18 protein-coding genes and 1 pseudogene are annotated in these 24,847 nt (G+C 48.0%); 8 read left to right on the forward strand and 11 right to left on the reverse strand.

All coding sequences use genetic code 11. From position 1 onward, the window contains the following. Positions 1–86: 86 nt before the first annotated feature. Genes RRF55_RS13945 through RRF55_RS13970 form a run of 6 tightly spaced genes read right to left on the reverse strand, consistent with a single transcriptional unit; the run spans position 87 to position 10,761 of the window. Complete coding sequence (locus tag RRF55_RS13945) at positions 87–392, reverse strand: hypothetical protein (RefSeq protein ID WP_130974883.1); 306 nt, start codon at positions 390–392, stop codon at positions 87–89. Between the two features lie 50 nt (positions 393–442). Next, on the reverse strand, positions 443–1,771 hold the full coding sequence (locus RRF55_RS13950) for an McrC family protein (protein ID WP_048974535.1): 1,329 nt from the start codon (positions 1,769–1,771) through the stop codon (positions 443–445). After that, on the reverse strand, positions 1,768–3,750 hold the full coding sequence (locus RRF55_RS13955) for an AAA family ATPase (protein ID WP_048974534.1): 1,983 nt from the start codon (positions 3,748–3,750) through the stop codon (positions 1,768–1,770). Before RRF55_RS13955 ends, RRF55_RS13950 begins: the two co-directional genes overlap by 4 nt. A 29-nt stretch (positions 3,751–3,779) precedes the next feature. After that, entirely contained in the window at positions 3,780–7,028 is a 3,249-nt protein-coding gene (locus RRF55_RS13960; RefSeq protein ID WP_048974533.1) for a type I restriction endonuclease subunit R, read from the reverse strand. After that, on the reverse strand, positions 7,025–8,401 hold the full coding sequence (locus tag RRF55_RS13965; protein ID WP_048974532.1) for a restriction endonuclease subunit S: 1,377 nt from the start codon (positions 8,399–8,401) through the stop codon (positions 7,025–7,027). The genes RRF55_RS13960 and RRF55_RS13965 overlap by 4 nt, the downstream gene beginning before the upstream one ends. Continuing rightward, positions 8,401–10,761, reverse strand: coding sequence for a type I restriction-modification system subunit M (locus RRF55_RS13970; protein WP_165452880.1), 2,361 nt, complete (start codon positions 10,759–10,761; stop codon positions 8,401–8,403). The genes RRF55_RS13965 and RRF55_RS13970 overlap by 1 nt, the downstream gene beginning before the upstream one ends. Positions 10,762–11,114: 353 nt before the next feature. Here RRF55_RS13970 and RRF55_RS13975 point away from each other — a divergent pair, with 353 nt between their 5' ends. Then, complete coding sequence (locus RRF55_RS13975) at positions 11,115–14,630, forward strand: AAA domain-containing protein (RefSeq protein ID WP_075211307.1); 3,516 nt, start codon at positions 11,115–11,117, stop codon at positions 14,628–14,630. Positions 14,631–14,822: 192 nt separating this feature from the next. Here the strand turns inward: RRF55_RS13975 and RRF55_RS13980 are convergent, their stop codons facing one another. Genes RRF55_RS13980 through RRF55_RS13990 form a run of 3 tightly spaced genes read right to left on the reverse strand, consistent with a single transcriptional unit; the run spans position 14,823 to position 16,328 of the window. Beyond that, the gene (locus RRF55_RS13980; RefSeq protein WP_048974531.1) at positions 14,823–15,302 is read right to left on the reverse strand and encodes an Hcp family type VI secretion system effector; all 480 of its coding nucleotides are present in this window, start codon (positions 15,300–15,302) and stop codon (positions 14,823–14,825) included. 2 nt (positions 15,303–15,304) lie between these two features. Next, positions 15,305–15,652, reverse strand: a complete 348-nt coding sequence (locus RRF55_RS13985; RefSeq protein ID WP_048974530.1) for a hypothetical protein — start codon at positions 15,650–15,652, stop codon at positions 15,305–15,307. 1 nt (position 15,653) lies between these two features. Beyond that, entirely contained in the window at positions 15,654–16,328 is a 675-nt protein-coding gene (locus RRF55_RS13990) for a hypothetical protein (RefSeq protein ID WP_048974529.1), read from the reverse strand. A 451-nt stretch (positions 16,329–16,779) separates the two neighbouring features. Here RRF55_RS13990 and RRF55_RS13995 point away from each other — a divergent pair, with 451 nt between their 5' ends. The 5 genes from RRF55_RS13995 (at position 16,780) to RRF55_RS14015 (ending at position 19,374) form a co-directional block, all read left to right on the forward strand. Beyond that, positions 16,780–17,157, forward strand: coding sequence for a DUF2778 domain-containing protein (locus tag RRF55_RS13995; RefSeq protein WP_075211306.1), 378 nt, complete (start codon positions 16,780–16,782; stop codon positions 17,155–17,157). Further along, positions 17,132–17,398 carry a hypothetical protein gene (locus tag RRF55_RS14000; protein ID WP_048974528.1) on the forward strand — a complete coding sequence of 89 codons (267 nt, stop codon included), beginning with the start codon at positions 17,132–17,134 and terminating at the stop codon, positions 17,396–17,398. Before RRF55_RS13995 ends, RRF55_RS14000 begins: the two co-directional genes overlap by 26 nt. Positions 17,399–17,872: 474 nt before the next feature. Then, positions 17,873–18,388 (forward strand): DUF2778 domain-containing protein, encoded by a 516-nt coding sequence (locus RRF55_RS14005; RefSeq protein ID WP_032433425.1) that lies wholly within the window; start codon positions 17,873–17,875, stop codon positions 18,386–18,388. Next, the gene (locus tag RRF55_RS14010; protein WP_048974527.1) at positions 18,369–18,887 is read left to right on the forward strand and encodes a hypothetical protein; all 519 of its coding nucleotides are present in this window, start codon (positions 18,369–18,371) and stop codon (positions 18,885–18,887) included. The genes RRF55_RS14005 and RRF55_RS14010 overlap by 20 nt, the downstream gene beginning before the upstream one ends. Before the next feature lies 1 nt (position 18,888). Then, positions 18,889–19,374, forward strand: a complete 486-nt coding sequence (locus RRF55_RS14015) for an Hcp family type VI secretion system effector (protein ID WP_032433429.1) — start codon at positions 18,889–18,891, stop codon at positions 19,372–19,374. Positions 19,375–19,508: 134 nt separating this feature from the next. On the opposite strand, the gene RRF55_RS14020 is transcribed toward RRF55_RS14015, so the two are convergent. After that, complete coding sequence (locus RRF55_RS14020; RefSeq protein WP_130957665.1) at positions 19,509–21,188, reverse strand: glycoside hydrolase family 43 protein; 1,680 nt, start codon at positions 21,186–21,188, stop codon at positions 19,509–19,511. A 58-nt stretch (positions 21,189–21,246) separates the two neighbouring features. Next, positions 21,247–22,686 (reverse strand): MFS transporter, encoded by a 1,440-nt coding sequence (locus RRF55_RS14025; protein WP_004153321.1) that lies wholly within the window; start codon positions 22,684–22,686, stop codon positions 21,247–21,249. Between the two features lie 428 nt (positions 22,687–23,114). Between RRF55_RS14025 and xylA the strand changes: the two genes are divergently transcribed. Together xylA and RRF55_RS14035 are read left to right on the forward strand one after the other, a co-directional pair. Beyond that, entirely contained in the window at positions 23,115–24,434 is a 1,320-nt protein-coding gene (gene xylA / locus RRF55_RS14030; protein WP_019705546.1) for a xylose isomerase, read from the forward strand. A 271-nt stretch (positions 24,435–24,705) separates the two neighbouring features. Beyond that, positions 24,706–24,847 (forward strand): annotated as a pseudogene (locus RRF55_RS14035) (carbohydrate porin); the annotation flags it as partial.

Consider the following 24,847-nt stretch of genomic DNA (forward strand, 5'->3'; position numbering starts at 1 on the left):
AATGGGTGAGTTGAGGAAAAATAGGTCTGTGGTGGAGGGAATGATTGAGAAAGCTTTAATAAATAACCATCTAGAAGTAAAGATGGCTATTTATTGCCAGGATTCAGCGCGTTTTTTAAAGTGATATATTTCATTGCAGCCAATAAATAGGAGGCTTTGAAAGTCACATCTTGGTAGTCTTTAGCTAACATGCTTCCATCTTCTTCAAACCGCTCAACAAATGCTGCGACTTCTTTGGGGCCAATACGGCTGGTATTATCTTTTCCATTTCGAACAAACAGCTTTTGTTCTTCAACGTACAGCGTAAAAGGTATATTTCTTGACTCAGTGTACAGCTCAACTGGCTGGGAAAAAGACTCCAACAGTAAATGGTAAAAATCTCTATAAATCATGATGATTGCTTCCTTAGCTATAAGCTTTCAATAATTTACCGATTATTTGGTTAATCGCTATGAGCCGTTACTACCTCTTCACAGGGAAAACAATGGAAAGAAGTTTGCCACTCACCTTTCACTAATCTACCCGTTTCAAGATCAAAGGGTACACACCATACAGACAAATCTTCATCGAAACGGAACACCGGCAATGGTGTGGCAAAATACTGATGACGCGGATAAATGAGCATCATATTTCCTTTCCCTCCAAGATACTTTTGTCCATAGGCGAACATTTGGTACAGGTCAGGCTGGCTGATTTCATACTTCCTCAGACTGTCATCAGCTCTGCTATCTAATAGTTTCCATTTAGCATCCAGAACCACCGTCTGCCCGCCTGTGATAAGAAAGTCTGGTTTTAGCAAGAACCATCGTTGAGAAGACTTTTCACCAACAGGTACATGCTCCAACAAGTACTGGCTCTTGGTTTGTTCTATGAGCCGGTGATCGTGATGCAATGCCCCAGCCAGACCGCATCCTACCCAGCCCTCATATAACTTCTCCATAGGAAATAACAAAGAGATTCCCTGATGCGATCCAAGTTGAAAATCTGGATTCATCTGTTCAAGAATGAGCTGGCACCACGGTTTTATAGCGCGATATCCGAAGAGATATTTATCATCGCTCCATTGCCTCATTAGCTGTGTTGTACTGCCACAAATAGGCAATATGTCTTCCAGTTGATGGCTTAGAGAATTTGCCTGCCTCCAGCTCTGCCCTTGCCTGGCCATTTTAAGCGACCAATCCAAAGCCGTCCGTAGCAGACGGTTCTCGATGCGCTGAGGGGAGAACTCGGCATAGCGCACATGAAAACGAGTGCCTCTGCCCGGAGGCATTCTCATTTGCGCTGTGACATTCAATTGACCGCGGATGAACGCACTATGTTCATCCTCAATGAGATGATAATCGAAGCGAAGTCCTTTGCGTACTAAATCAGCAAGATGCCGTAAAAACTCACTGATTATCCATTCATGTAGAGGCTGATCGCTACGTTGCAATGCAGCCTGATTTGCCTCACGAGGCGTAATCCCTAAAGAGGCGCTTAGCATTCGGCGCAAAAGCTGACGTAGAGGGACTACCTCAGTTGGCGCTTCAAATGTGGTTTTTGGCAGAATTTCAATTGACTCGCCATTCGGGGATTGTAGATAACCAACATAGCTTCCCAAACGCAAAAACCGCTTCCCTTCCCGACTGAGAATTTGCGAAGAACCACGCCACTTGTGTTGCAATTGCTCAAGCCAGGAAAAGGTTGCCTCAGAAACTATTCCCAAATCCATACTCGCTGGTTGTGAGTTATCACAAGTCAGCAGGGCATATTCCCGGACCTTGATCATCATGCCACAATACCCTGATAAGCTTCTGCCGACGCGAAAGCATGTTCATTGATACGAAAGCGTCTGTCAGACAAACTATCCGCAATATCTTTCGGGAATAGTGTAGAAAGTGATGGTAGTTGTGCTGACTGCTGTAACAGAATAAAACGATTTTCTTTCGCTTTTACCGAGTCATTAAGCACCCAACCGATACGCTCATAATCATCAAAGAAATACTCTCTCAGCAAGGGAATGATTTTGTCATGGAAGATGCTGGCCAGGCAGGCTTCGCGGTCGGCGTTATTGTCTAATTTCTTTAGTGGCATAAAGTAAGCATGACCAATCATATGCTCACTATCCAGTAGCGCTTCGATACGCTGATTAATACGCGTTAGCAACTGTGCGGCATCAACGCCATACGCAGTGATCCCTGCTAACAACTCCGGTCTTGCAGGCATTTCTGTAAAGCTAAAACGGCGCCTTAACGCCAGATCCATCTGAATTAACGACTTATCAGCAGTATTCATAGTGCCAATCACATAGACATTTTTAGGCACGGAAAACAGCTGCTTAGAATAAGGTAATACTAAAGTGCGGACATCTTCGGCACCCTGTCGCTTATCGGGTTCCAGCAGAGTAATTAATTCACCAAAAATGCGGGCAATATTACCGCGATTTATTTCATCGATGATGAGCACGTGCGGCAATGCTTGATTATCAGTTGTTTCAACCGGAGCCAGTAGTTGAGACAGTTTTTCCCTGTCAATTGAGGTATCCCTCAACTCATATAATGTCATCTGTGAAAGTGCTTTTAAAAAAAGTTGTTCTTTCGGTAAGCTCGGCGAATAGGTTCGTAGCCAGTTGACCTTACGCATTTGATGATAGCCGACGCGTTCATCATTAGGTAGAAATTGATAATCGCCAGCGATCTCGGCAATGGCTCTAAATTTATGGTTGCCATCGGAAATAATAACTATATCACCATTTTGCATGATATTTTTAAACATATTGACCGCAGTCAGCATGTATTCACTTCGCTCAACCAGACTATCACTCGCTTCATCGATGCGCAGTCGGATATCAGCAGCTGTCGTGCAGCCACTAAAATCAAGATTATCACCCCAACCTAATAGAATATAATTATTCGCAAGGCATTCATCAAAAATATAATCTTCTCCGTCAAGCGTATTCCCGAGAGACATTTTCCAAATCCGTCTCCCATTCAAGGACAATGATTGGTTTGAACTACCACGTGTTTTAACTTCAGCATTCAGGCACAGCTGTTTAAAAATACCATCCACTACTTCGTAGCGAAGCGCACCCGATGTATCATCAGTAGTCGCGCGGATCCCTTCGATAAAGTCTTCATAGGAGAAGCTCTGGTGGAAGGTGGTAAACATAATGCGCTGCTTTTCTACCAACGCCTTATAGCGTTCTTTTACCAACTCCCGTAAGTCATTGCCATGATGTTCGCGCGTAGCCTGTTGGTACCACGCATTATCGGCGATTTTTACCGCCATTTCGGTCGTAGAGTAGGTTTTACCTGTGCCGGGGGGCCCGAAGAGAATTTGGTTTAAGGGATACATTAATGATTGTTCCTTATTTTCGTTGTCTCTTATTAGTCCGGTTTGGGGAGTTATAGCTGGTTGGCCTCCCAGCAAAGTTACCAGCGCCTGTAACGCTTCAACTGACTCAACATCAGCCGCGAAACCATATTGGGATGTACCGTTATCTTTCGGATAACGGCGGTAGCTGGTGCTTTTTACTTTTTCCCAAAGGCAGTGGATACCCGAAATACGATCGATTTCCGCTTTTAAGGCCAGGGTTTCTGGTGCAAGAACCAATGGGCTCTTGTTAACCACACCGTCCTGACGGCGTTTGACATACAGATACTTTCCATTCCCGAGCGCATGCTCAGAAGCATAGCTTGGCTCGAATTTTCCAGACTCAAGACGATAACCCAATTCATTCAACGCCTGGTATATCTCGAGAGAATTCAGCATTTCCTACACCACTCCTTGATGAAAAAGCGTTAAGCCCCTTTCAACATATCAAACACCACCCGAGCAAAGCCCTTGGCCAGTTCAGGGTTAGAGAGATATTGCACCATCATCTCCTGCTGGGCCTCATTGCTGTCCATCACGGCATCATCAATGGCTTTCGGGAAATCGCCCAGCATCGCCTGCTCGCGTGTATTGTTAGCAATCTGGGTCATCACCGCCTGGTTTTCTGACAGCTTGTCGCGCACCGCGAAGGCATAGTTGATCATGTCTTTATCGGTGAGATTATCTGTGACAAACAGCTCATTAAGGCGCGCCAGGATATTCGACAGAAACTCTTCTTTCTTGTCCTTTGGCTTCGCGGTACCTACATCATTACCCGGTTTGATTTTGTATTCCGCCGCATCTTCCTGCAGCTTCAGGTGCTGCTCGTGGAGTTTTGACAAACGGTAATGGCTCATCTCCACGTTGCTTAAATCAATCTCATCTTCTTCGATACGCTGTTCATGCAGCAACGGACGCAGATGACGGGCAAACAGGCTCAGCTTTTCCAGGTCTTTGTCGTCGTAATCGACGATTTGCGACATAAACTCGTAAAAGCGGACAAAGCTACCGAGATCCTTCTTGAAGATATCCAGCTTACTTTTTTCTTTCTCGCAGTCCTTAAAGGTATTTTCCGCATTGGTGATCAGCACAACGTCGCCGGTCTTCTTCGTGCGTTCAAACATCTCTTTAGCCAGCACATACGCATCAATCGCCGAGGTGTAGCGATGCTTCCAGCGCTCCACCGCAGGTTTGCAGATATTGCTAATGGCCGCGTTGGATTTGTTTTTGCTAAAAAACGCCTCGCAGAATTGCTCCACTTCGTTCCACAGGAAAATGCCGCTGGTGCGCAGTTTTTCATAAAGCTCAAAGACGAGTTGCGGATCGCTGACATCGGTCAGTTCCGCAGTCTGGTAGTACGGCTGGAAAGCCCCCAAAATATCTTCGGGTTCGTTGTAGAAATCGAGCACAAAGGTGCCGGACTGCGCCTTCCCTGGATAGGTACGGTTCAGGCGCGACAGGGTCTGCACACACTCCACACCGCCCAGCTTTTTATCCACATACATGGCGCACAGCTTGGGCTGGTCAAAACCGGTCTGGAATTTGTTAGCCACCAGCATTACCTGGTAGTCGTCGGTATCAAACGCTTTACGCATATCCCGGCCCTTCAGTCCGGGGTTCATATTGATCTCGGTGAACTTCTGGTTAAGCAGCGCAAGGCTGTTGTGGTCATCTTCGTGGAATTCCACTTCCCCGGAGAACGCCACCATGGCGCTGATCTTGTCGTACTTTTGCTCGGCGATGTATTTATCGAACGCCAGCTTGTAGCGCACCGCCGCCTTACGCGAACTGGTCACCACCATCGCTTTTGCCTGGCCAGCCAGCAAGTGCATTACATGCTTGCGGAAGTGCTCAACAATCACCTTCACTTTCTGCGACACGTTATGATCGTGCAGCGAGACCCACTGGTTCAGTTTGATCTTCGCTTTCTTGCTGTCCACTTCCCTATCAGGATCGTCCAGCTTTTGCAGCAGTTTGTAGGCTACCTTGTAGTTGGTGTAGTTCTTCAGGACATCAAGAATAAAGCCTTCTTCGATAGCCTGACGCATGGAGTAAACGTGGAACGCTTCCGGTTTATTGGTTTTTGAAGCCGGTTCCTGCGGGTTGGGACGACGGCCAAACAGCTCCAGCGTTTTGGCTTTTGGCGTGGCGGTGAAGGCGTAATAGTTGAGGTTGTTGCTGCCTTTACGCGCGGCGACGGTGGCGTCCAGAATATCTTCTGAAGACATCTCCACATCGTCATCCGTTTCTTCGGTCATCAGCACTTCTTTCAACTGACGCGCCGTAGAGCCGCTCTGCGAGGAGTGCGCTTCATCGGCAATCACAGCGTATTTTCGCTGCTTGAGGCTGACGCTGTTTTCAATCGCCTTCAGGACAAACGGGAAGGTCTGAATGGTGACGATGATAATCGGCTGCGAGTTTTCCAGCGCGCTGGCCAGCTTCTCCGATTTAGAACCATCGCCTTCTTTGTTATTGATACGCCCGACTACGCCGTCCTGATGTTCAAACTGATAGATGGTGTCCTGCAGCTGATCGTCAAGCACGGTGCGGTCCGTCACCACAATCACCGAGTGGAACTGCTTCTCGCCATTTTCGTCGTACAGGCGGGAAAGCTGATGTGCCGTCCAGGCGATAGAGTTCGATTTGCCCGACCCGGCACTGTGCTGAATCAGGTATTTATTGCCAGTCCCTTCCTCCGTGGCGGCGGTGATCAGTTTGTTCACCACGTCCCACTGGTGATAGCGCGGGAAAATCAGGCTCTCGCTTTTGTACTTTAGGCCAATGGCATCTTCTTTTTCTACGATTTGCAGATGCACGAAGCTCGCGAGAATTTTCAGCAGGTTGTCCGGCAGCAACACCTCATTCCACAGGTAGCTGGTGGCATAGTCATTGGCATCTTCCGGGATATCGTTCCCCGCGCCGCCGTCATGGGTGCCTTTGTTAAACGGCAGGAAGAAGGTTTTATCGCCCTCGAGCTTGGTCGCCATAAAAACTTCGTACTGGCTGACGGCAAAGTGCACCAGCGCGCCGCGTTTAAAGGTCAGCAGCGGCTCAGGTTTGTTGGTGCCAGGGTCCTTCGGCAAACGCGTTTTCTTGTATTGCGTTATGGCGTTTTGCACCGCCTGCTTAAATTCAGACTTCAGTTCCAGCGTCGCCACTGGCAGGCCATTGACGAACAACACCAGGTCGATACGCCATTTCTTTGCCTTGCTACCCGTTTCTTCAAATGCGGCGTTCGACGCATGCGGGCTGTAAACCAGCTCCGGCACGATGCGGCAGATATTCTGTTTGTAGCGCGTCAGGGTTTCCGGATTGAGGTTATGCTCCGGCTTAAACTGGCACAGCGAAAAACGGGCGTTATGGCTTTTGATACCATGACGCAGCACGCCGAGCGTGCCGTAAGTGCGTGAAAGCATATCGGTAGCGTTGATATCCGCCTTTTTTAGCTGTGCCACCAGAGCATCAAGGAAATGACGCTCGGTATCGGTAGGATAAATTTTGGCAAACTTCTCCCACTCCTGCGGCTGCGTGGTTTGCACGAAGGTCAGGGCATCCTGCGAGTACAGCGCACGTTCGCGATCGAAGCCGTCCGTTTTGCCACGAACCCAGCCTCGCTCGATCATCTGAGCAATCATTTCATCCTGGAAAATCAGCTCTTTGGTGCTATCTATGCTCATGCGCTGGCCTCCTGTGGCTCCTTAACATCCTGCGTATCCGGGGCAACCCAATCGCGAACGTCGATTTTTCCAGTGACGGCGGCAGAGATCAGGGCGGTGCGGCGCTCTTGGAGAAGCAGAATAATATTTGCCGCTTTTTTTTCAAGAGTATCTAATTGTGGCAATCTAATTTTTAGATACCCTAAAACTGCACCGATCTCTTCTTCTGGCGGTAAACATATATTAATTTTTGAGGCCTGCTCAAAATTGAGTCCCTCCCTATTCCCACCGACCTGACATGCTTCAATCTGTTCCTTAGTTGAGGACGATTTCATAGCATATGAAATAAAGTCACGAATATTTTCAGTGAAACGCAGTATGCATACATGCTGATTCACATTCGCTTCAACAAATGGCGTGGGAACTATACAGCTACGGCCAATCGAAGCACCGGTAATATTAAGCAATATATCACCTTCAAGAACACGAGTTCCTTTCATTTCATTATGTGTTTTAAGATCGATAAAAACGCACTCTGAAGATTCTACCCTAAGTCCATCATCGTAGATATTTTGACTTCTTAAGAAGAGTACTCCCTCATCAAGGTATATTTCTGAACCACCTCTTGGAGTTTTGCCGCTCCCTATTTTTATAGCATGATAACCCAGCCTGGTTACGGTCCAATGCTCCGGTACCTCCCCCAGCCACTCAACACCAGAATCTTTCATCGGCGCATCGGGGTTTAGCCCTTTGGTGACAGCATGGCTAATCACTGCCTGGCGTTTTTCTTTGAGCAGTTCAATTAGTTGCTGTTGCTTCTCGATCAGGTTATCGATTTTTGCGGTTTCGTGATCGAGGAAATTGACAATGTTCGCAATAAAATCATTATTCGATGGCAATGCGACTTTAATACCACCTACCGTATCAGTATTAAGGTTTAACTGAGTTCCCATTTTCCCCAATCCTTTATATGCCTGCTCTCCAGCAAAAACATAGAAAAGGAATTTATTGGGTATTTTTAAGTAAGGAAAATATACGAAACCATCATGTATACATGATCTAATCGCAGTGATACAGGGTTTCCCTACTGTACCTGCGATACTTAAGAAAAGTTTGTTAGGTTCAAGCTTTACGCTCAACGAGCTTCCCAACGCTGACATTTTTTGTGTCGTTTCTAGTAAATAGGTATCCGAAGCCGTCACATCTGCAATCCGTACCCAAGCATAATCTCCGTCATCGTCGAAAAACTTAGGGTCATCAATCGGTCTTGGTGACGCACCTCTTTTTACTTGGCTGAGGTATTTAATATTAATAACGTCCCATTCCCCGGGAACATCCCCCAGCCACTCAACCCCAGAATCCTTATACTCCGGATACGCCTTATACTTAGCCATCAGGAATGTACCTCCTGCAGCAGCTTCATAATCTCGGCACTGACCGCATCCAGATCGGCATCAATCTCTTCGAGCGGGCGCGGAGGCTGATAGACGTAGAAATGGCGGTTAAACGGAATTTCATAACCGACAATCCCTACTTCACCATCCTTCGCATCACGCTTATCGGCGTTGATCCACGCGTCACTCACATGCGGCAGGACTTCAGACTCGAAATAGTTTTCAATCAGGTCGCTGGTGGACACCGCAGGGTTCAGCGGCACGTTTTCGTTATCGCGCAGCTCGCCGTCCTGTTCAAACTCAACAACCTTGCCTTTGTACTCAAACGCGCCGTATAGCGGCTGGGCTGCTTCTTTCAGCACCTTCTTCACCACCGGCTCGGCATCCGGATTTTTCGTGGTGATAGCGTCGATAAACTGCTTGTTCTCTTTCGTATCCAGTTTAACGCCAGCCGCTTTGATGGCCCCTTTCAGGGTCAGCTGGAACTGGTTGAAGTCATTGCTCACCAGCGTTTTGCCACCCGCCTGCGTACCCAGAGCCGTCTGAATCTGCTGTGCCTTTTCCATTAACCCACGCTGCGCCAGCCACAGCTTACTGTCGAGCAGGTCTTTAATCTGCTTCTCTTTCAGCTCGGCAAATTCGGCTTTGATGATGGCGCGCGCTTCGGCTTCCAGTCCGGAGAAATCACCATAAGTATCATCCTGCCATTGGGGCGCGAACTCGTCATACAGACGTTCCATCGGCGCGTTAAACGGCTTCGGCGCAAAGCGCAGTGTCGCAATCGCCTCATCCGTCACCTGAGCGGATAACCGCAGCGGGCGCTCAATGGTCAGGCGGCGATAGCCAAAGTCGGTGCTGTTAAAGATTTTGCTGGCGAAGGTTTTCGGTGCTTCGGTCTTGGCCGTTGCTGGCTGACGACCGCGGCTGGATTTTTGCTCGGCGGCTTTTTCCAGACCCAGCTCTTCCAGGCTTGTGGCATCCACCACCTTAAAATCGCCGAAGGTTTGGGTGATCAGTTTGATATCGTCATCGCCCATCAGGTTACGCTTGGAACCCAGTGATTTACGCATCTTACCGCACAGGTTGGTGCCATCAATCAGCTGAACTTTGCCTTTACGCTCAGGCGCTTTCTTGTTGGAGAGGATCCAGACGTAGGTGGCAATGCCGGTGTTGTAGAACATGTCCGTTGGTAGCGCGACGATACCTTCCAACAAATCGGCCTCCAGAATATAGCGACGGATTTCACTCTCACCGCTGCCCGCACCACCGGTAAACAGTGGGGAACCGTTAAGGATAATCCCGATACGCCCGCCGTTGCTCACGGTGCCATCCACATTGTGGTTGTCGCGCATTTTGCTGATCAGGTGCATCAGGAACAGCAGCGAGCCGTCGGATACACGCGGCAGGCCCGGGCCAAAGCGACCGTTAAAGCCTTTCTGCGTATGTTCGTCGTTAATCTCGCCCTCAATCTTCTTCCAGTCCACGCCAAACGGTGGGTTAGAGAGCATGTAATCGAACTGATCCTGCGGCAGCTGATCGTTAGAGAGGGTGTTACCCAGCTTAATGCGGCTGACATCCTGACCTTTGATCAGCATGTCGGCTTTACAGATAGCGTAGGATTCAGGGTTCAGCTCCTGGCCAAAGGCGCGCATCACCGCGTTAGGGTTCAGCTCGTGCACATATTCCATGCCTGAAGAGAGGAAGCCGCCGGTCCCGGCCGTCGGATCGTAAATGGTGCGGATGATACCTGGCTGCGTCAGGGCTTCATCATCTTCCATAAACACCAGCGACGTGGTCAGACGCACGATATCGCGGGGGGTGAAGTGCTCACCGGCGGTCTCGTTGGAGCTTTCCGCGAAACGACGGATAAGCTCTTCAAACACCAGGCCCATTTCATAGTTGGAAATCGCTTTCGGGCTCAAATCGGTGGTGGCGAATTTCTTCACCACTTTAAACAGCAGGTTGGCATCTTCCAGCAAGCCGACAAACTCGCTGAATTTGAAGTGTTCGAAGATCTCACGGGCATCCGGGGAGAACGCCTGTACGTAGCTTTCCAGGTTGGCTTTGATGTCGTTCTGCCCCATCTTGCCCAGATCCATCTTCGAGGTGTTGAAGAAGGAAAGCTCGCTGGCGCGCAGCAGAAACTTCTCTTTGGCATCTTCCGGCAGTGTGCTGGTTTTTAATTCATCATATTTCGCCACCACCGCATCTTTGGTTTCCGCCAACACACACTCAAGACGACGCAGCAGCGTGAAGGGCAGGATCACGCGCCCGTACTGAGACTGTTTGAAATCACCGCGCAGCAGATCGGCCACCGACCAGATAAACGCAGCCGTTTGAGAAAAGTTAGTATTAGTCATGAAGCCCTCGAAAGAGATTGCGGCCATGGAGTAAAGTGCTCCGGCAAAAAATCGTTTTGGAACGTAGTACGCAAAATAATACCTGCTACAGGGACTATCGCAACCGGAAAGGGATAAAGAAATGACCAGTATCAGGAGGACAATTCCTATCCTCATTTATTGCATCAGAGATATGACAAACAGCATATTAAAAATTGAGAATACCCGTTCAGTAGCCGTCGATATGTAAAGTGGCACGCCATGTTTAGTGATACAAACAATTCTTGCGATCCCACTCGCATCATGGACAATGTTTAACCATGATGAATTTATACGACAAAATCAATTGTCTCATTTAAGTTACGGGATGGGGAATGGACAGTAATACTCAGGGATTCACTTCATATTGGCGTAATACCTTAGCAGATGCCGAGTCTGGAAAAGGGGCATTTGAGCGTAGAGAGGATGAATCATTTACGAAATGGACGAACGTCGATAGGGGGAGGTTGGGTGAAGATATTGTGGAATTATTCTTCAATGGTGAAGACACCCAGGTCAAGACCGTCGAGGTGCTGCTACGGCCAGAGGTATGGATCCGCCTGTTAAAGCATGGCAAGGCGCGGACTGCTGGTGCTCCTGATATTGTTACACCTTTGGTTACCGCTGCACTACTCAACCGCGAAGGCTTTTTATTCCCCACATCACCAGCCACCATTCCCCGTGACCTGCTCGAACCGCTCCCCAAAGGTACCTTTTCTATTGGTGAGATGGCGGAATATGACAAGTACAGAACCACGCATGATTCAATCACTTTTGGTCCCGGTAATGAGGATGAGCTACGTGAGGAGACTGATGAACAACGAGTGGAACGATATGCTCGTTATCAGCAGTGGTGGCAAAAGTACCTTAAAGATTCAGAGGAACTTTTAAAGCATGTTGCTGGCAAATGGCTCGCATCACCTGAGCAATATGAACCAGCTGGCTATGGCTACATTATTAAAGCCAACCAGCCTGGAGGGGGCAGCATCCATATCCTGCCTATGTACGATCATTTGCTGACGTGCAAAAAAGAGGTGCCATTGCTGGCGCGCTTTGCCTCGAAAGAGAAGTCTCCTGTTGAGCCGCTCCTCGCCAGTAATGCCATGTTTAGTGAGCGTCTGGGACACTCCGGTGATAAGTTTCCGCTGGCTGTCGCGCAGCGCGATGCCCTGAGCCATTACCTCACTCAACAGCCCGGGGATATTCTTGCCGTAAATGGTCCTCCGGGTACCGGGAAAACTACTCTGGTTCTCTCCATCATCGCTACTGAGTGGGCGAGAGCAGCTTTAAACAAAACTGAACCACCGGTGGTGGTTGCGACATCAACCAATAATCAGGCCGTTACCAACATTATCGAGGCCTTCGGCAAAGATTTTTCTATCGGTACCGGGCCTATGGCCGGGCGTTGGTTACCAGATGTAAAAAGCTTTGGCGCTTACTTCCCGTCTTCGGGACGAAGAGCCGAGGCGGTAAAAAAATACCAGACGGAAGCCTTTTTTAACGGTGTTGAATCCCTTGAATATGTTGAAGATGCCCGGTGCTTCTTCCTTGAAAAGGCAAGGGCAGCTTTTCCGAATGAGGAATGTCATTCACCTGAACAGGTTGTGGATCTCCTGCATCAGCGTTTGGTTGAACTCTCTGCAGAGCTTGAGCAAATCGAGCCTGCATGGGATGACCTGAACGCAATCCGTCAGGAGCGGCATGCCGTCAGTGACGATCTCGAACAGTATATTCAGGATAAGAGAACGTTACTGCTTAATAGCACAAATGAAATCTCGCTATTAACGCAGGGCAAAAAACAGTGGGAACAATATCGAGCCGGAGAGTCGATCATGTTCACTCTCTTCTCCTGGCTTCCCGCCGTTCGTACTAAGCGTCACTATCAAATGAAGCTGTTTTTGGAGGCTACGTTTGGCGAAAGAATGACAGCATTCCAGGGATCTCAGCCTGATGGAATTGATGCCTTTATCGATGGATTGATTGAGCAAGCTCATAAAGAACAGGCCGGGTACCAACAGCAAATTGATCACGCTGAGGACATTTCCCGACGTGAAAGTGAAGCAGTCATCCGTTGGTGCGAGATAACCCATTCGCTGGGTTATGCAGGCGAGACAGAGCTGAATCTGAGCGAAGCCGATGAGCTTGCCGATACACAGCTCCGTTTCCCAGCGTTTTTGCTGGCGACGCATTACTGGGAAGGTCGGTGGCTGATGGATATGGCGAATATCGATAACCTTCAAGAAGAAAAAGGTCGCAAAGGGGCGAAGACTATTAAAGCCCGCTGGCTGCGAAGAATGAAGCTCACCCCTTGTGTCGTCATGACCTCCTTTATGCTTCCTCATCATATGCTTATCAGAGAACATGTTAGCGGTAAGAAGTATGATAATGGTTATTTATATAACTTCGCCGATTTGTTGATCGTCGATGAAGCGGGGCAGGTGCTTCCTGAGGTTGCTGCAGCTTCTTTCGCACTGGCGAAGAAAGCTCTGGTAATTGGCGACACAGAACAGATTGCGCCTATCTGGAACAGCCTGCCTTGTATTGATATTGGCAATATGGTTGAGGAGCATATCCTTCCAGAAGGTTCTCAGGAAGAACTTACTGAAGCTTATGCTTTGGTGTGTGAATCAGGAAAGAGCGCTGCATCCGGCAGCGTTATGAAGGTTGCACAGTTTAACTCGCGCTACCAGTACGATCCGGATTTGGCGCGGGGGATGTATCTGTACGAACACCGTCGCTGCTTCGATAACATCATTGGCTACTGTAACACCCTTAGTTATCACGGTAAGTTGCAGCCCAAACGAGGGGAAGAAAAAGGGACTATATTCCCTGCAATGGGCTATCTGCATATAGATGGTAAGGGTATGCAGGCCAATGGTGGAAGTCGTTATAACGACTTTGAAGCGAAGACGATTGCTGCATGGCTTGCAGCGCACAAAGAAGAGATTGAGCATCACTACAATAAACCGTTACATGAATTAGTTGGCATTGTGACCCCATTTTCGGCGCAGGTCAGTGCGATTAAATCGTCATTACGTAAGCTGGATATCAATTGTAGTGGCGATGAAAATTCGCTGACAGTGGGCACGGTTCATTCATTGCAGGGGGCGGAACGGGCAATTGTGCTGTTCTCTCCTGTGTATTCGAAACATGAAGATGGCGGATTTATTGATAGAGACAGCAGCATGCTGAACGTTGCCGTTTCACGTGCTAAAGATAGCTTTTTGGTCTTTGGCGATATGGACCTGTTTGAGATTCAGCCCGCTTCTTCGCCGAGAGGGTTGCTTTCAAAATACCTGTTTGCATCCGATAATAATGCACTTCAGTTTGAGTATAAAGAACGCCAGGATCTTAATACAGCGCAAACACAGATCTCTACCTTGCACGGTGTTGAGGAGCATGATGTTTTCCTGAATCAGACTTTTGATGCTATTGGTAAAAGTATTACTATTGTTTCCCCTTGGCTGACCTGGGAAAAATTGGAACAAACCGGTTTTCTAACATCAATGATCCAGGCTCGTGCTCGTGGTATCGACATTACTGTTGTGACGGATAAAAGCTTTAATACCCAAGACGTCAGTTATGAAAAGCGCAAAGCAAAACAGCAGCGCCTTAATGATGCAGTGGAAAAACTAAATGCGCTGGGCATTGTGACTATGTTGGTCAACCGTGTTCACAGTAAAATCGTGATTGGTGATGAAGGGCTGCTGTGCATAGGATCGTTCAACTGGTTTAGCGCTACGCGTGATGAGAAGTACAAACGATACGATACGTCGATGGTATACCGTGGCGAAAGCTTACAAGCGGAAATTAAAACGATTTATTCCAGCCTGGAACAGCGGAAGTTATAGGGGGCTTAAAGCAATGCAGGTATCGAATGTGTTGAATTAATTTAGCGCTACTCAAGGAGGTATAGCTTCAAGATACTATGCCTCCAAACCATGCGGTTGCATTTGGATGGCTTGTTTGGCGAGGGTGGTTTAAATCATCAGATAAACTTATAAAAGGCCACTTTTTTGAATGGCCTTTAGTCTAAGGGGAATTTATGCCGTTGCCCTGTGGTTCCAGGAATCTTTGTAAATGATATTCCCATCGCAATGTTTCCAGGTGATGGCCTCATACCTTAACTGAATCGTCTCGCTGTGCGTACCTGTACCAAAATCAGGAAATAAGTTGGGGGTAATTCCGGTTACTTTTACATTCTCTAATGTAATATTAAAATATTCGCTTTCAACACCTGCATCAAGGATCTGATACATCTTTATGGTTGCCGACTTTAATGTTTGGTTCTCACTCAGCGCTTTGTATAAAAGGGGCGTTGTTTTATCAAAGTCTTTCTGTACCGTAATAGGCGTATGTACTCTGGTTCCTGTTAATCTCCCGGTGTTTCCATCCACAGGAATGGATAGGTGGTGCGTTACCGCTTTTAATTCAATAGCGCCAATACGCCCTGTAACGAGAGAACTACCCGTTATAGGGGAGCCGTTTGTATCGGTTAGCCAAAGATATGCTGGATTTGACATGATTATTCCTTATCTCTATTTATAAATGAAGGTAAACAAAACATTATAATGACCCATAAAAACAGACCAATCATCTTAACCGGCCACGGGTCAAGTAAGGCTATGCAAACAATAGCGCCTATAATTAGTAGCGGGCCTGATAGTAAATTAAAAGCACCGCTTAATACTCCGATCTTTGTTCCCAGAAATCTATTCAACGCAATGGCGATGATATAAGCGCTGCCGATTGTAATCGTTACTGCGATTATTTTATTCTGCCAGTTATTAAACTCAGTCAAGCAAATAAAGCATGTGGTAATAATATAGGTGCAGAGAACTATATCGACGAGTGGCGTGATAATTTTTTTCATATTACCCAGCCTTAGCATTCGTATTTAAATGTTCTTCAACTCTTTTCATAATCTTGTCGAACACGGGTTTGCCCTCGGTGTATCCTGCATGGATGGCATCCACAAAAGGTTGTACCGCATCGGCAAATAAGAAATAAAGCAGATCATAATCGCGGGGTCTTAATAACGAGTATACCTCGGGCGCTTCATTTCTGAGTTTATCAGAGGTCCTGATGGAACGCTCTGCCATTCCACCAAACAAGAGGATAGTACTTAAAAAGGCTATTGGATTCCCTTTCCCCTTAAATACTACATAAGTAAATGACGTTTTTTCTATAACGGCTTTAGCGATGTTCGATGCGATAATATTCGTAGAGATTCTACCCACGATAGAGGTAACTACACTTCTGTATATTCTATCTTGTTCTGATTCGGATAGATATTTATTAAATAACTGAAAGATTAATTTAACTGCATTAACGATATTTTCATAGTTAAGGATGTCGTGTCTTATCGCGGTCATCATACGGATTCTTTCTGTTTCACGTTCATATCTTGTATCCGTATCAAAGATACCGTAAATCAGATAACCATAATCTAAAGGAACAGATAATCCACCATTGATAAGCCCCGTAACTGTATCAGGAGAGATAATGATGTTATATAACTTCCGCGCTATCCCTTCTATGTCTGCCATATAGCTATCCTATGTTTAAATAAATGACTGAGGATGTACATCATTTTTGCAAGAAATAATCGATGGTAATTTACAAGAGAATAAGTAACTTGATAAGTGTTACTATAACCTAATTGTTACAAATTGTATTGCAAAATGATTTTGAACCATTGATTTAAATAAGGCTTAAAACAGCATAGTATATCACTTTACGGTTGATTATTATGATGAATTATCTTGGTGTGAGATGTATTAATTTAATAAATAATAAAGCGCATATAAGTATTCGATAAGTGATTGGATACGCAAAAAATTTGGATGTTAAAATTATTGGTTTATATGTATTTGCTCTGACTTGTTCATGGCAGAAACGAGTTATGACTCATGAACAGGCGGTTTATGTGAACACATCGACAGCATCATGTTGTGCCGTCGATATCCTTCACGAGCAAACATTGACGGATTCACCAGAGTGATATCCGCTTCCGGCGTGAGAGCGGGGGCTACAGCCGATTCTTTGAAAATAAATAAAAGCAGGGCTAATACCAATCGTTTCATTACGTCCTGCCGCGAACTACGGCGGGGGAATAGCGATTGGTTTGCATTATGGAGTGACGACCGCGGAATTGACGATGAGACGTGGGTAGAGGATGTGAAACGTGGTAACTTCCGTTTGCATCCGGGTACGGTTTCCGAGGGTTGTATTACTATCGCCCATAATTCTGATTTTGCCATGATCCGGAATGCGCTTATGAATACTTCGTTAGTACAGGTTCCCTGCATGCGTTCCCTGATGGCTCGCGGTTGGGTGGAGGTTGTTGCCAGTGGCTCTAATAACGCTTGCCCGTAAAATAAGTAAGATCATTTATTTTATATTGCTGTTTTTGGTTCTGGGACGTGCACTTCCAAGGCCGGAAATCTATCTCGATTATGATATCGCAAGGGATATTTGCCACTTCTTGTTCGGGAGTGTGAACGCCGATACAATATATGATACTTTCTTTTATATCACTCTAATGACAGTGCTTTCACTTTCTGGGGTGCTTTACATAGCGACGATAAAACTGTTCAAGATAATAAGGCGAGGGTGAAGTTTTATTCCATCAATATTCCCAGGTTATCAGGCTGAATATCAGTGAGAAATATGTAATCTATGCTCGTTTTCGTCTTCATGTTTTCCTGTTGAAATATCATGTGGTTTTATAATGACAGTGCCTTTCTAGGTATGGATCAGAAATCCTGCAAGCTAGTGTTTATTGTGGTGCGGTGTATGTTATTCTATCCGTTTCGCTTTTGGCTGCAAGCAGGAAAACTCTTTATACCGGCAGTAATAGTTTTGTTCTGTGAATAAAAACCTGCAAATGATGCCTGATATTTTGAACAAAATGATGCATCATACAGATTTCTCTTATGATAAAACCCAGCCTCTGTCGCTAAAACTACGCATAGCTTTTAGTTGAAACGGTAATGGTATTTATATATTCTGAAAATAAGTTGGTTAATTTGCGTAGTTTGCTACACAACCAGTACTATATCCATAAATTATTAAATGGCGTGGGTAGTTTATGGCTCTGCATGGTAAATTTGTCATTAACGACATGTATTATTCTCCATTATCATTCCCCGGCGTTGGTACCTTCCTGGCGTTTTCCGGGAATGGTGCTTACCGTAACCGTGGTGCCTGCGCAATGATACCTAAAGAGGGGCCGGTACCAGCGGGAAAATACTGGATTGTTGACCGTCCGGAAGGGGGGCTCAGATCGCAGGTCAATGCAGGGGTGCGAGATATCTATAACAGTGTAGTTAAGGGTGCTTCATTCAGGCATAGCGAATGGTTTGCCCTGTGGCGGGATGACTGGGGAATCGACGATTACACATGGATTGAGGGGGTTAAGCGAGGCAACTTTCGACTTCATCCTGGCACTTTATCAGAGGGGTGCATCACTCTTCCGCATGATTCAGATTTCGCCATGTTACGTAATGCTCTTCTCAGGACGCAGCAAATAGATGTTCCCTGCATAAGGAAACTGAAGGCATACGGCTCTATTGAGGTGATTGCCAATGGCCAGCCATGTTTTTAATTTACTTATTAAGATAGCGTTGCTCGCGGTGGTGATGATGATTGTTGCGAGAGTTGTTCCGTATAATGGATTAGTTGACTCTATTACGGGTAGTTTTACTTATCAGGGCGCTGACAAGGTTACTCATTTCATTTTGGGGGAGCCTGATTTAGAGGTTTGGCAATCTCTGAGCATCTATATTAGTATACTGATTAATACATTTATCAGCATACCTGCGATGAGTGCCATAATCACGATATATAGTGCTGTGATACATAAATTTAGGTTTACTGATATCCTCAAAACGTTGGGCCATTCCACGTTGCGGCGATTTGCTAAAGTATTCGGCTTTACCTTCTTATTCTGGGTGCTGTTTCGCTTGCTACCTTATCAGTCCGTAATCCCTCAGCAAAAATATTCAAATTTTACGATAGTAGCGATTGTGATCTTTCAGTTGCTTTTAACAATTGTTTGCTATTGGTTTATCACGAAGAAAATCATAACTACAAGGAGTTTGTAAAATGCCCATTCCGGCATACATGTGGCTTAAAGACGATGGCGGCGCAGAAATTAAAGGGTCGGTAGATGTTCAGGATCGTGAGGGAAGCATAGAGATTGTTGGTTTTAGCCACGGCCTGAATATTCCGGTAGATAGCGCCAATGGGAAGATAACGGGTAAGCGCTCTCATTCACCGATGATGATTGAAAAGGAGTTTGATAGCTCCAGCCCGTATCTCTATAAAGCTGTCGCGACGGGGCAAACGCTTAAAAGCGCGGAGATCCGCTGGTATCGTATCAACCACGCAGGGCAGGAAGAATGCTACTTCATCATGCTGATCGAGGGAGTGAAAGTAACAGGCATTAACCCGGGAATGCCGAACGCTAAAATGACAGGGAACTCGCAAATCAACCACATGGAATCAGTTTCCCTTATGTATGACAAAATTACCTGGCGCTATGTTGATGGCAATGTCCAGTATTCGGACGACTGGAACGTGAGAGCGTGATAGGTAAAAGGGGCAAATTATGCCCCTTTTTTGTCATTGACTATGCCGCGCTAATAACCCTGCCTGGACAGATTAAACGTCACTGTTACCGTACAGGTACTGTTGCTATAAACGCTGACACTGATATGTCTCCCTTACTTATCCCGCGTCTCGCCAGCCTCCCAGCTGTAACTCCCATCGGCCGCTAACCTATCGCCCAGCTCCTGATACTCGAACTGATAAAACTCAGCCTGGGTGCCGTACCCGGCGTAGTCTACCGCCGCCAGGCCGACGAACGCCCCGGTAAAGAACCCACCGTAGCTCTGCAATACATAGTCATCGGACAGTACCGCGGCATCCAGCTGAACCGGGATCTCGGTGAAGGTCACGCCATCGAAGCTATATTCATAGCTGTAGGTCTGCTTGCGGACCTTGGTCCGAAACCAGACGTATTCCACGCCGTCCGGCACCTTGATGGCGTTATCTTTCAGGTACGACGTGTATTTTCCGCGGTTATTTTCGCCGACTTCGATGACCTTGCCGTTAATTTCATTCCAGGTCAGGAAGACAAAGCTCCAGTGGCGGTCGTTATAGTAATTCGTTAATCCGGCCATCTGCTGGTAGCTGAAGGGCTCGAATTTCACCTTCACCGCGGCGTCAAAATAGAAGGCCTGCCAGCGGCGGGCAATCAGCGACAGGTCATGCGTATTGGCTAACGAACCCTGGCCGATTAAGGTTAATTTGCCGTCGCCGGTGGTGCCCATTTTGGCCGTAAACGGCACTCGCAGGGTATTCCAGTTCGGGTCGAGCGCTGGCGACGTAAAATCATCCTGTTGGCTATTATCGCTGGCGCTTTCGGTGAAGATGGCGTCTTTCGGCCCTTCGACGAAGGTTTTCCCGCCGTGACCGCCTTCAATACGCGGCCAGCCCTCGTCGTCCCAGTATACTTTCTGGATCGCGGTTTCCCGGCCGAGAGTTGACCAGCCGCGCGGGTCGTAGATGGATTCCCCTGGGCGATTCCACGGCCGGGCGCAGAGCGAGGCGTAATACCATTCGCCTTCCGGGGTGGAGACCAGCGCGCCATGGCCCTGTTTCTGGATGTAGCTGTCCGGGGTATCGACATTGGTTAAGAACACGTCGCCCGGCTCGGTTTCGAAGCTGTCGGCCTCGAGGGTTTTCGACCGAGCCACCACCTCCTGGTGGGTAAACACGGTGCCGCCCTGGGCGGCAAACAGATAGTAGTAGCCGTTCAGTTTATAGAGGTGCGGCCCCTCGACCAGCGCCACGGCGGTGCCGCGGTAGATGGTGCGCGCGGTTTCCGGCATTAACTTCAGCGTTTTGGTATCCAGCTCCGTTAAGGTAATGCCATCGAAGGGGTGATGGTACTCCCGGTGATCCCAGGTTTGCTGGACGATATATTTCCGGCCATCGTCGTCATGGAACAGCGAGGCGTCAAACCCGACGCCGTTCAGCTTGATCGGGTCGCTCCACGGGCCCCGAATATCCTTCGCCGTGGTCAGGTAGTTGGTCATGTCTTTAAAGGCGCCTTCGGTGATCTTCACATCGGTATACACCAACCAGAATTGCCCATCGGCCCAGGAGAGCGCCGGCGCCCAAATGCCGCCGGAGGAGGGGTTGCCCTTCATGTCCAGCAGGGTGGTGGTGGAGAGCGGCGAAGGCAGCAGGTTCCAGTTTTTCAGGTCTTTGGACTCATGTAAACGCACGCCCGGGAACCACTCAAACGTCGAGTTGGCAATATAGTACGTATCCTCGACGCGAATAATACTGGGGTCGGCATTAAAGCCGCGTAATATCGGGTTTTGAATAAGTGACATTTCATTACACCTTTTAAAATGGAAAGTTAAGGATCGGTCTGATTTATAATTTTTTTAACTACACGCGGATCTCATCCAGCTGACGGTTGATGTCGGTCACATGTTTATCGGAGATCGGATAAACCTGCATGATCACCATCGAAATAGCGGCCAGCGCAATTGGGATCCACACCGCGGTCATAATGATCCCGTCGATGGCGCTGGCGCTCTGCACGGCGCCGCTTTCATTAAATCCATACACCGCCAGCAGCCACAGCGGGATAGCGCCGCCGATGGTGAAGCCGATCTTGAAGAAGAGTCCCATAATGGCATTGATAATGGCGGCATTGCGTTTGCCCGATTTTAATTCGCCGTACGCGATAACTTCCGGTACCAGCGCCCACATAAAGCCGGTGGCGGAGGTTAAGCCCCACTGTTTAATAAAGGTGGCGATGTAGGCCAGCCACAGGGCGTCGTGCATCCCTTCACGGGACCAGACGTAGGTCAGCAGTTCGCCGACGATGAACATGGCGAGGAACAGATGGAAGAAGCCTTTTTTACCAAAGATTTTTTTCAGTTTCGGCCAGAACACCGGGAAGGCGATGCCGGGAATAGACGCGACGAGACCCACGGCGCCCATCCATTCGGAATGGCCGACGACGAACTGGTTGAAGAAGCCGTTAACAGTGTTCATGAAGAACATGAAGGTAAAGGCCAGCATAAAGAACATGCCGAGAATAACCAGCGGGCGGTTATGTCTGAGCTCGTGGAAAAGGTCGGTGGTTTTGACGTTGGCGGTCTGCTCGGCGGTCGCGACCACGCGTTCTTTGGTGCATTTGTAGCAGATAAACAGGGCCACCGCGCCGATGATCATATAGATGGCGTACACGCCGAACCAGGCGTAGTTCGCCGACGGATCGGTATAGTTGCCCAGATTCAGCTCAAGGCCGAAAAAGCCGGTGTCTTTCAGGCTGCGATCTTTCGGCGCCGCCATCTGCACAAACATCGGGAACAGGGTATAGACCAGCAGGTTGGCGCTGTTGGCAAGCATCATGCGGGTACTGGTCAGCTTATCGATCGATTCCGGGTCGCGGGTCAGCGACGCATTCAGCGAGCCATAGGGAATATTGACTAAGGAATAAACCAGGTCCAGCGCCAGATAAATAATAAAGGCGAAAGCCACCGAACCTTTCACCCCAGGAATTGGCGCGAACAGTAATGCCGACAGGATCACTAGCGGCACGCCGGCTCGTAACAGCCAGGGGCGATATTTCCCTGCTTTCGAGGTTCGCTTATCCACATAGGTTCCGACCATCGGATCCCAAAACACATTAATGATACGGACAAAAAGAAAAATAAAGCCTGCCGTTGCCGTGCTGATGGTATTTACCGTCAGCATATGCAAAGCCAGAAAACCCCCAATTGTGCCGAAAACCAGGTTTTGCGCAAAGTCGCCCATGCCATAACCAATTCGTTCTCCACGGGTTAATTTATGATATTCATCATGCCGACTGTGCATTATGTTTTTACTCATTCTAAGCAGACTCCGGTTTGTTTTGTGTAGGTGAAACACTTTCTGACACAGTTGACCTGGAAGAATCTATTACGTTTTTAAATTACGTAATTATGTTTTTTTACTTATGTGATCCTCGAAGCAAAGGCCTGTATCGCCTGCTTTGAACCGTTATCCGCCGCTAATTTTTTTGGGCAGGCAGACATTGCGACAAAACCGGCATTTTAATTTGGTGTGGATACCTGAATTCCCCAGGAAGTGTACGCTATACGCGCGCGAAGCGAGATATTTAAAATAGTTTTATTTGCGAGATGGCTCACATTTGAGCATTTTCTCAATCGCCGAGTGAAATAACGTAATTGAGCAACCGACGATGAGAATACACGATGTGTCACAGTTGTTAATTTTCCTGTTTCTCAATTTCGGAGTTCATCATGCAAACCTATTTCGACCAGGTTGATCGCGTTCGCTTTGCCGGACCCAAAACCGATAATCCGCTGGCGTTTCGCCACTATAATCCGGATGAAATCGTGCTGGGAAAACGCATGGCCGATCATCTGCGTTTTGCCGCCTGTTATTGGCATAATTTCTGCTGGAATGGCGCGGATATGTTTGGCGCCGGCTCGTTTGAGCGTCCCTGGCAGGCCGCGGGCGATGCGCTGGAAATGGCCAAACGCAAAGCGGACGTGGCGTTTGAATTTTTCTACAAGCTCAACGTGCCGTATTACTGCTTCCATGATGTCGACGTCTCGCCAGAAGGCGCGTCGCTGAAAGAGTATTTGCATAATTTCGCCATCATGACCGAGGTGCTGGCGGAGAAACAGCAGCAAACCGGCGTGAAACTGCTGTGGGGCACCGCCAACTGCTTTACCCACCCGCGCTACGGCGCCGGAGCGGCGACCAACCCCGATCCGGAGGTGTTTGCCTGGGCGGCCACGCAGGTGGTGACCGCCATGAACGCTACCCACCAGCTCGGCGGCGAAAACTATGTTCTGTGGGGCGGCCGCGAAGGTTACGAGTCCCTGCTGAATACCGACCTGCGTCAGGAGCGTGAGCAGATTGGCCGCTTCCTGCAGATGGTGGTGGAGCACAAGCATAAGATTGGCTTTGGCGGCGCGCTGCTTATCGAGCCGAAACCGCAGGAGCCCACTAAGCATCAGTACGATTACGATGTCGCGACGGTATATGGCTTCCTGAAGCAGTTTGGTCTGGAAAATGAGATCAAGGTGAACATTGAAGCCAACCACGCCACTCTGGCGGGGCACTCTTTCCACCATGAAATCGCCAGCGCCATCGCGCTGGGCATTTTCGGCTCCGTTGATGCCAACCGCGGCGATGCGCAGCTCGGCTGGGATACCGATCAGTTCCCGAACAGCGTGGAAGAAAATACCCTGGTGATGTATGAGATCCTCAAAGCCGGGGGATTCACCACCGGCGGCCTGAACTTTGACGCCAAAGTTCGCCGGCAGAGCACCGACAAATACGACATGTTCTATGGCCATATTGGCGCCATGGACGTGATGGCGCTGTCCCTCAAGCTGGCCGCGCGCATGATTGAGGATGGCAAGCTCGATCAGGGTCTGACAAAACGCTATGCCGGCTGGCAGGGCGAGCTGGGGCAGAAAATTATGAGCGGGCAGATGTCGCTGGATAATATTGCCCGATACGCTGAGCAGCATAATCTGAATCCGCAGCCTCAGAGCGGGCGTCAGGAATTACTCGAAAATCTCGTCAATACCTATATCTTTGGTTAATTTTTGCTGACATGCCCCTGCGGGGGCATGTATTCCGCCGTCTATCCGCTGCCGGGAAATAGCGTTTATTGGTTCGTGCTGTGTTTTTTTTGTCAGTGGCGAAAGGCCACCTGTTTAATATCAGCGAAGGAGGAAGGGTAACGATAATTGTGTAACGCCTCTGTGACCGTACAAAATAAAAAATAACTTGTTCTGATGATAGCGACATATTCTGTCAGCTCAGAATAGGCTGGTTATTGTCTGAATAAAATTAACCTATATTGAGAAACTCATGACAATGATAAAAAAACTTCCATTAACCATGGCGGTTATCGCCACGTTTTTTCCGCTTACCTCTGTAATGGCGCAAGAATTTACTCAGGAACAGATCGACGCCATCGTCGCCAAAGCCGTTGATAAAGCGCTGGCCGACC

The sequence above is a fragment of the Klebsiella sp. K47 genome (genome assembly GCF_051858335.1).
GTDB classification, from domain to species: Bacteria; Pseudomonadota; Gammaproteobacteria; order Enterobacterales; family Enterobacteriaceae; genus Klebsiella; species Klebsiella pneumoniae.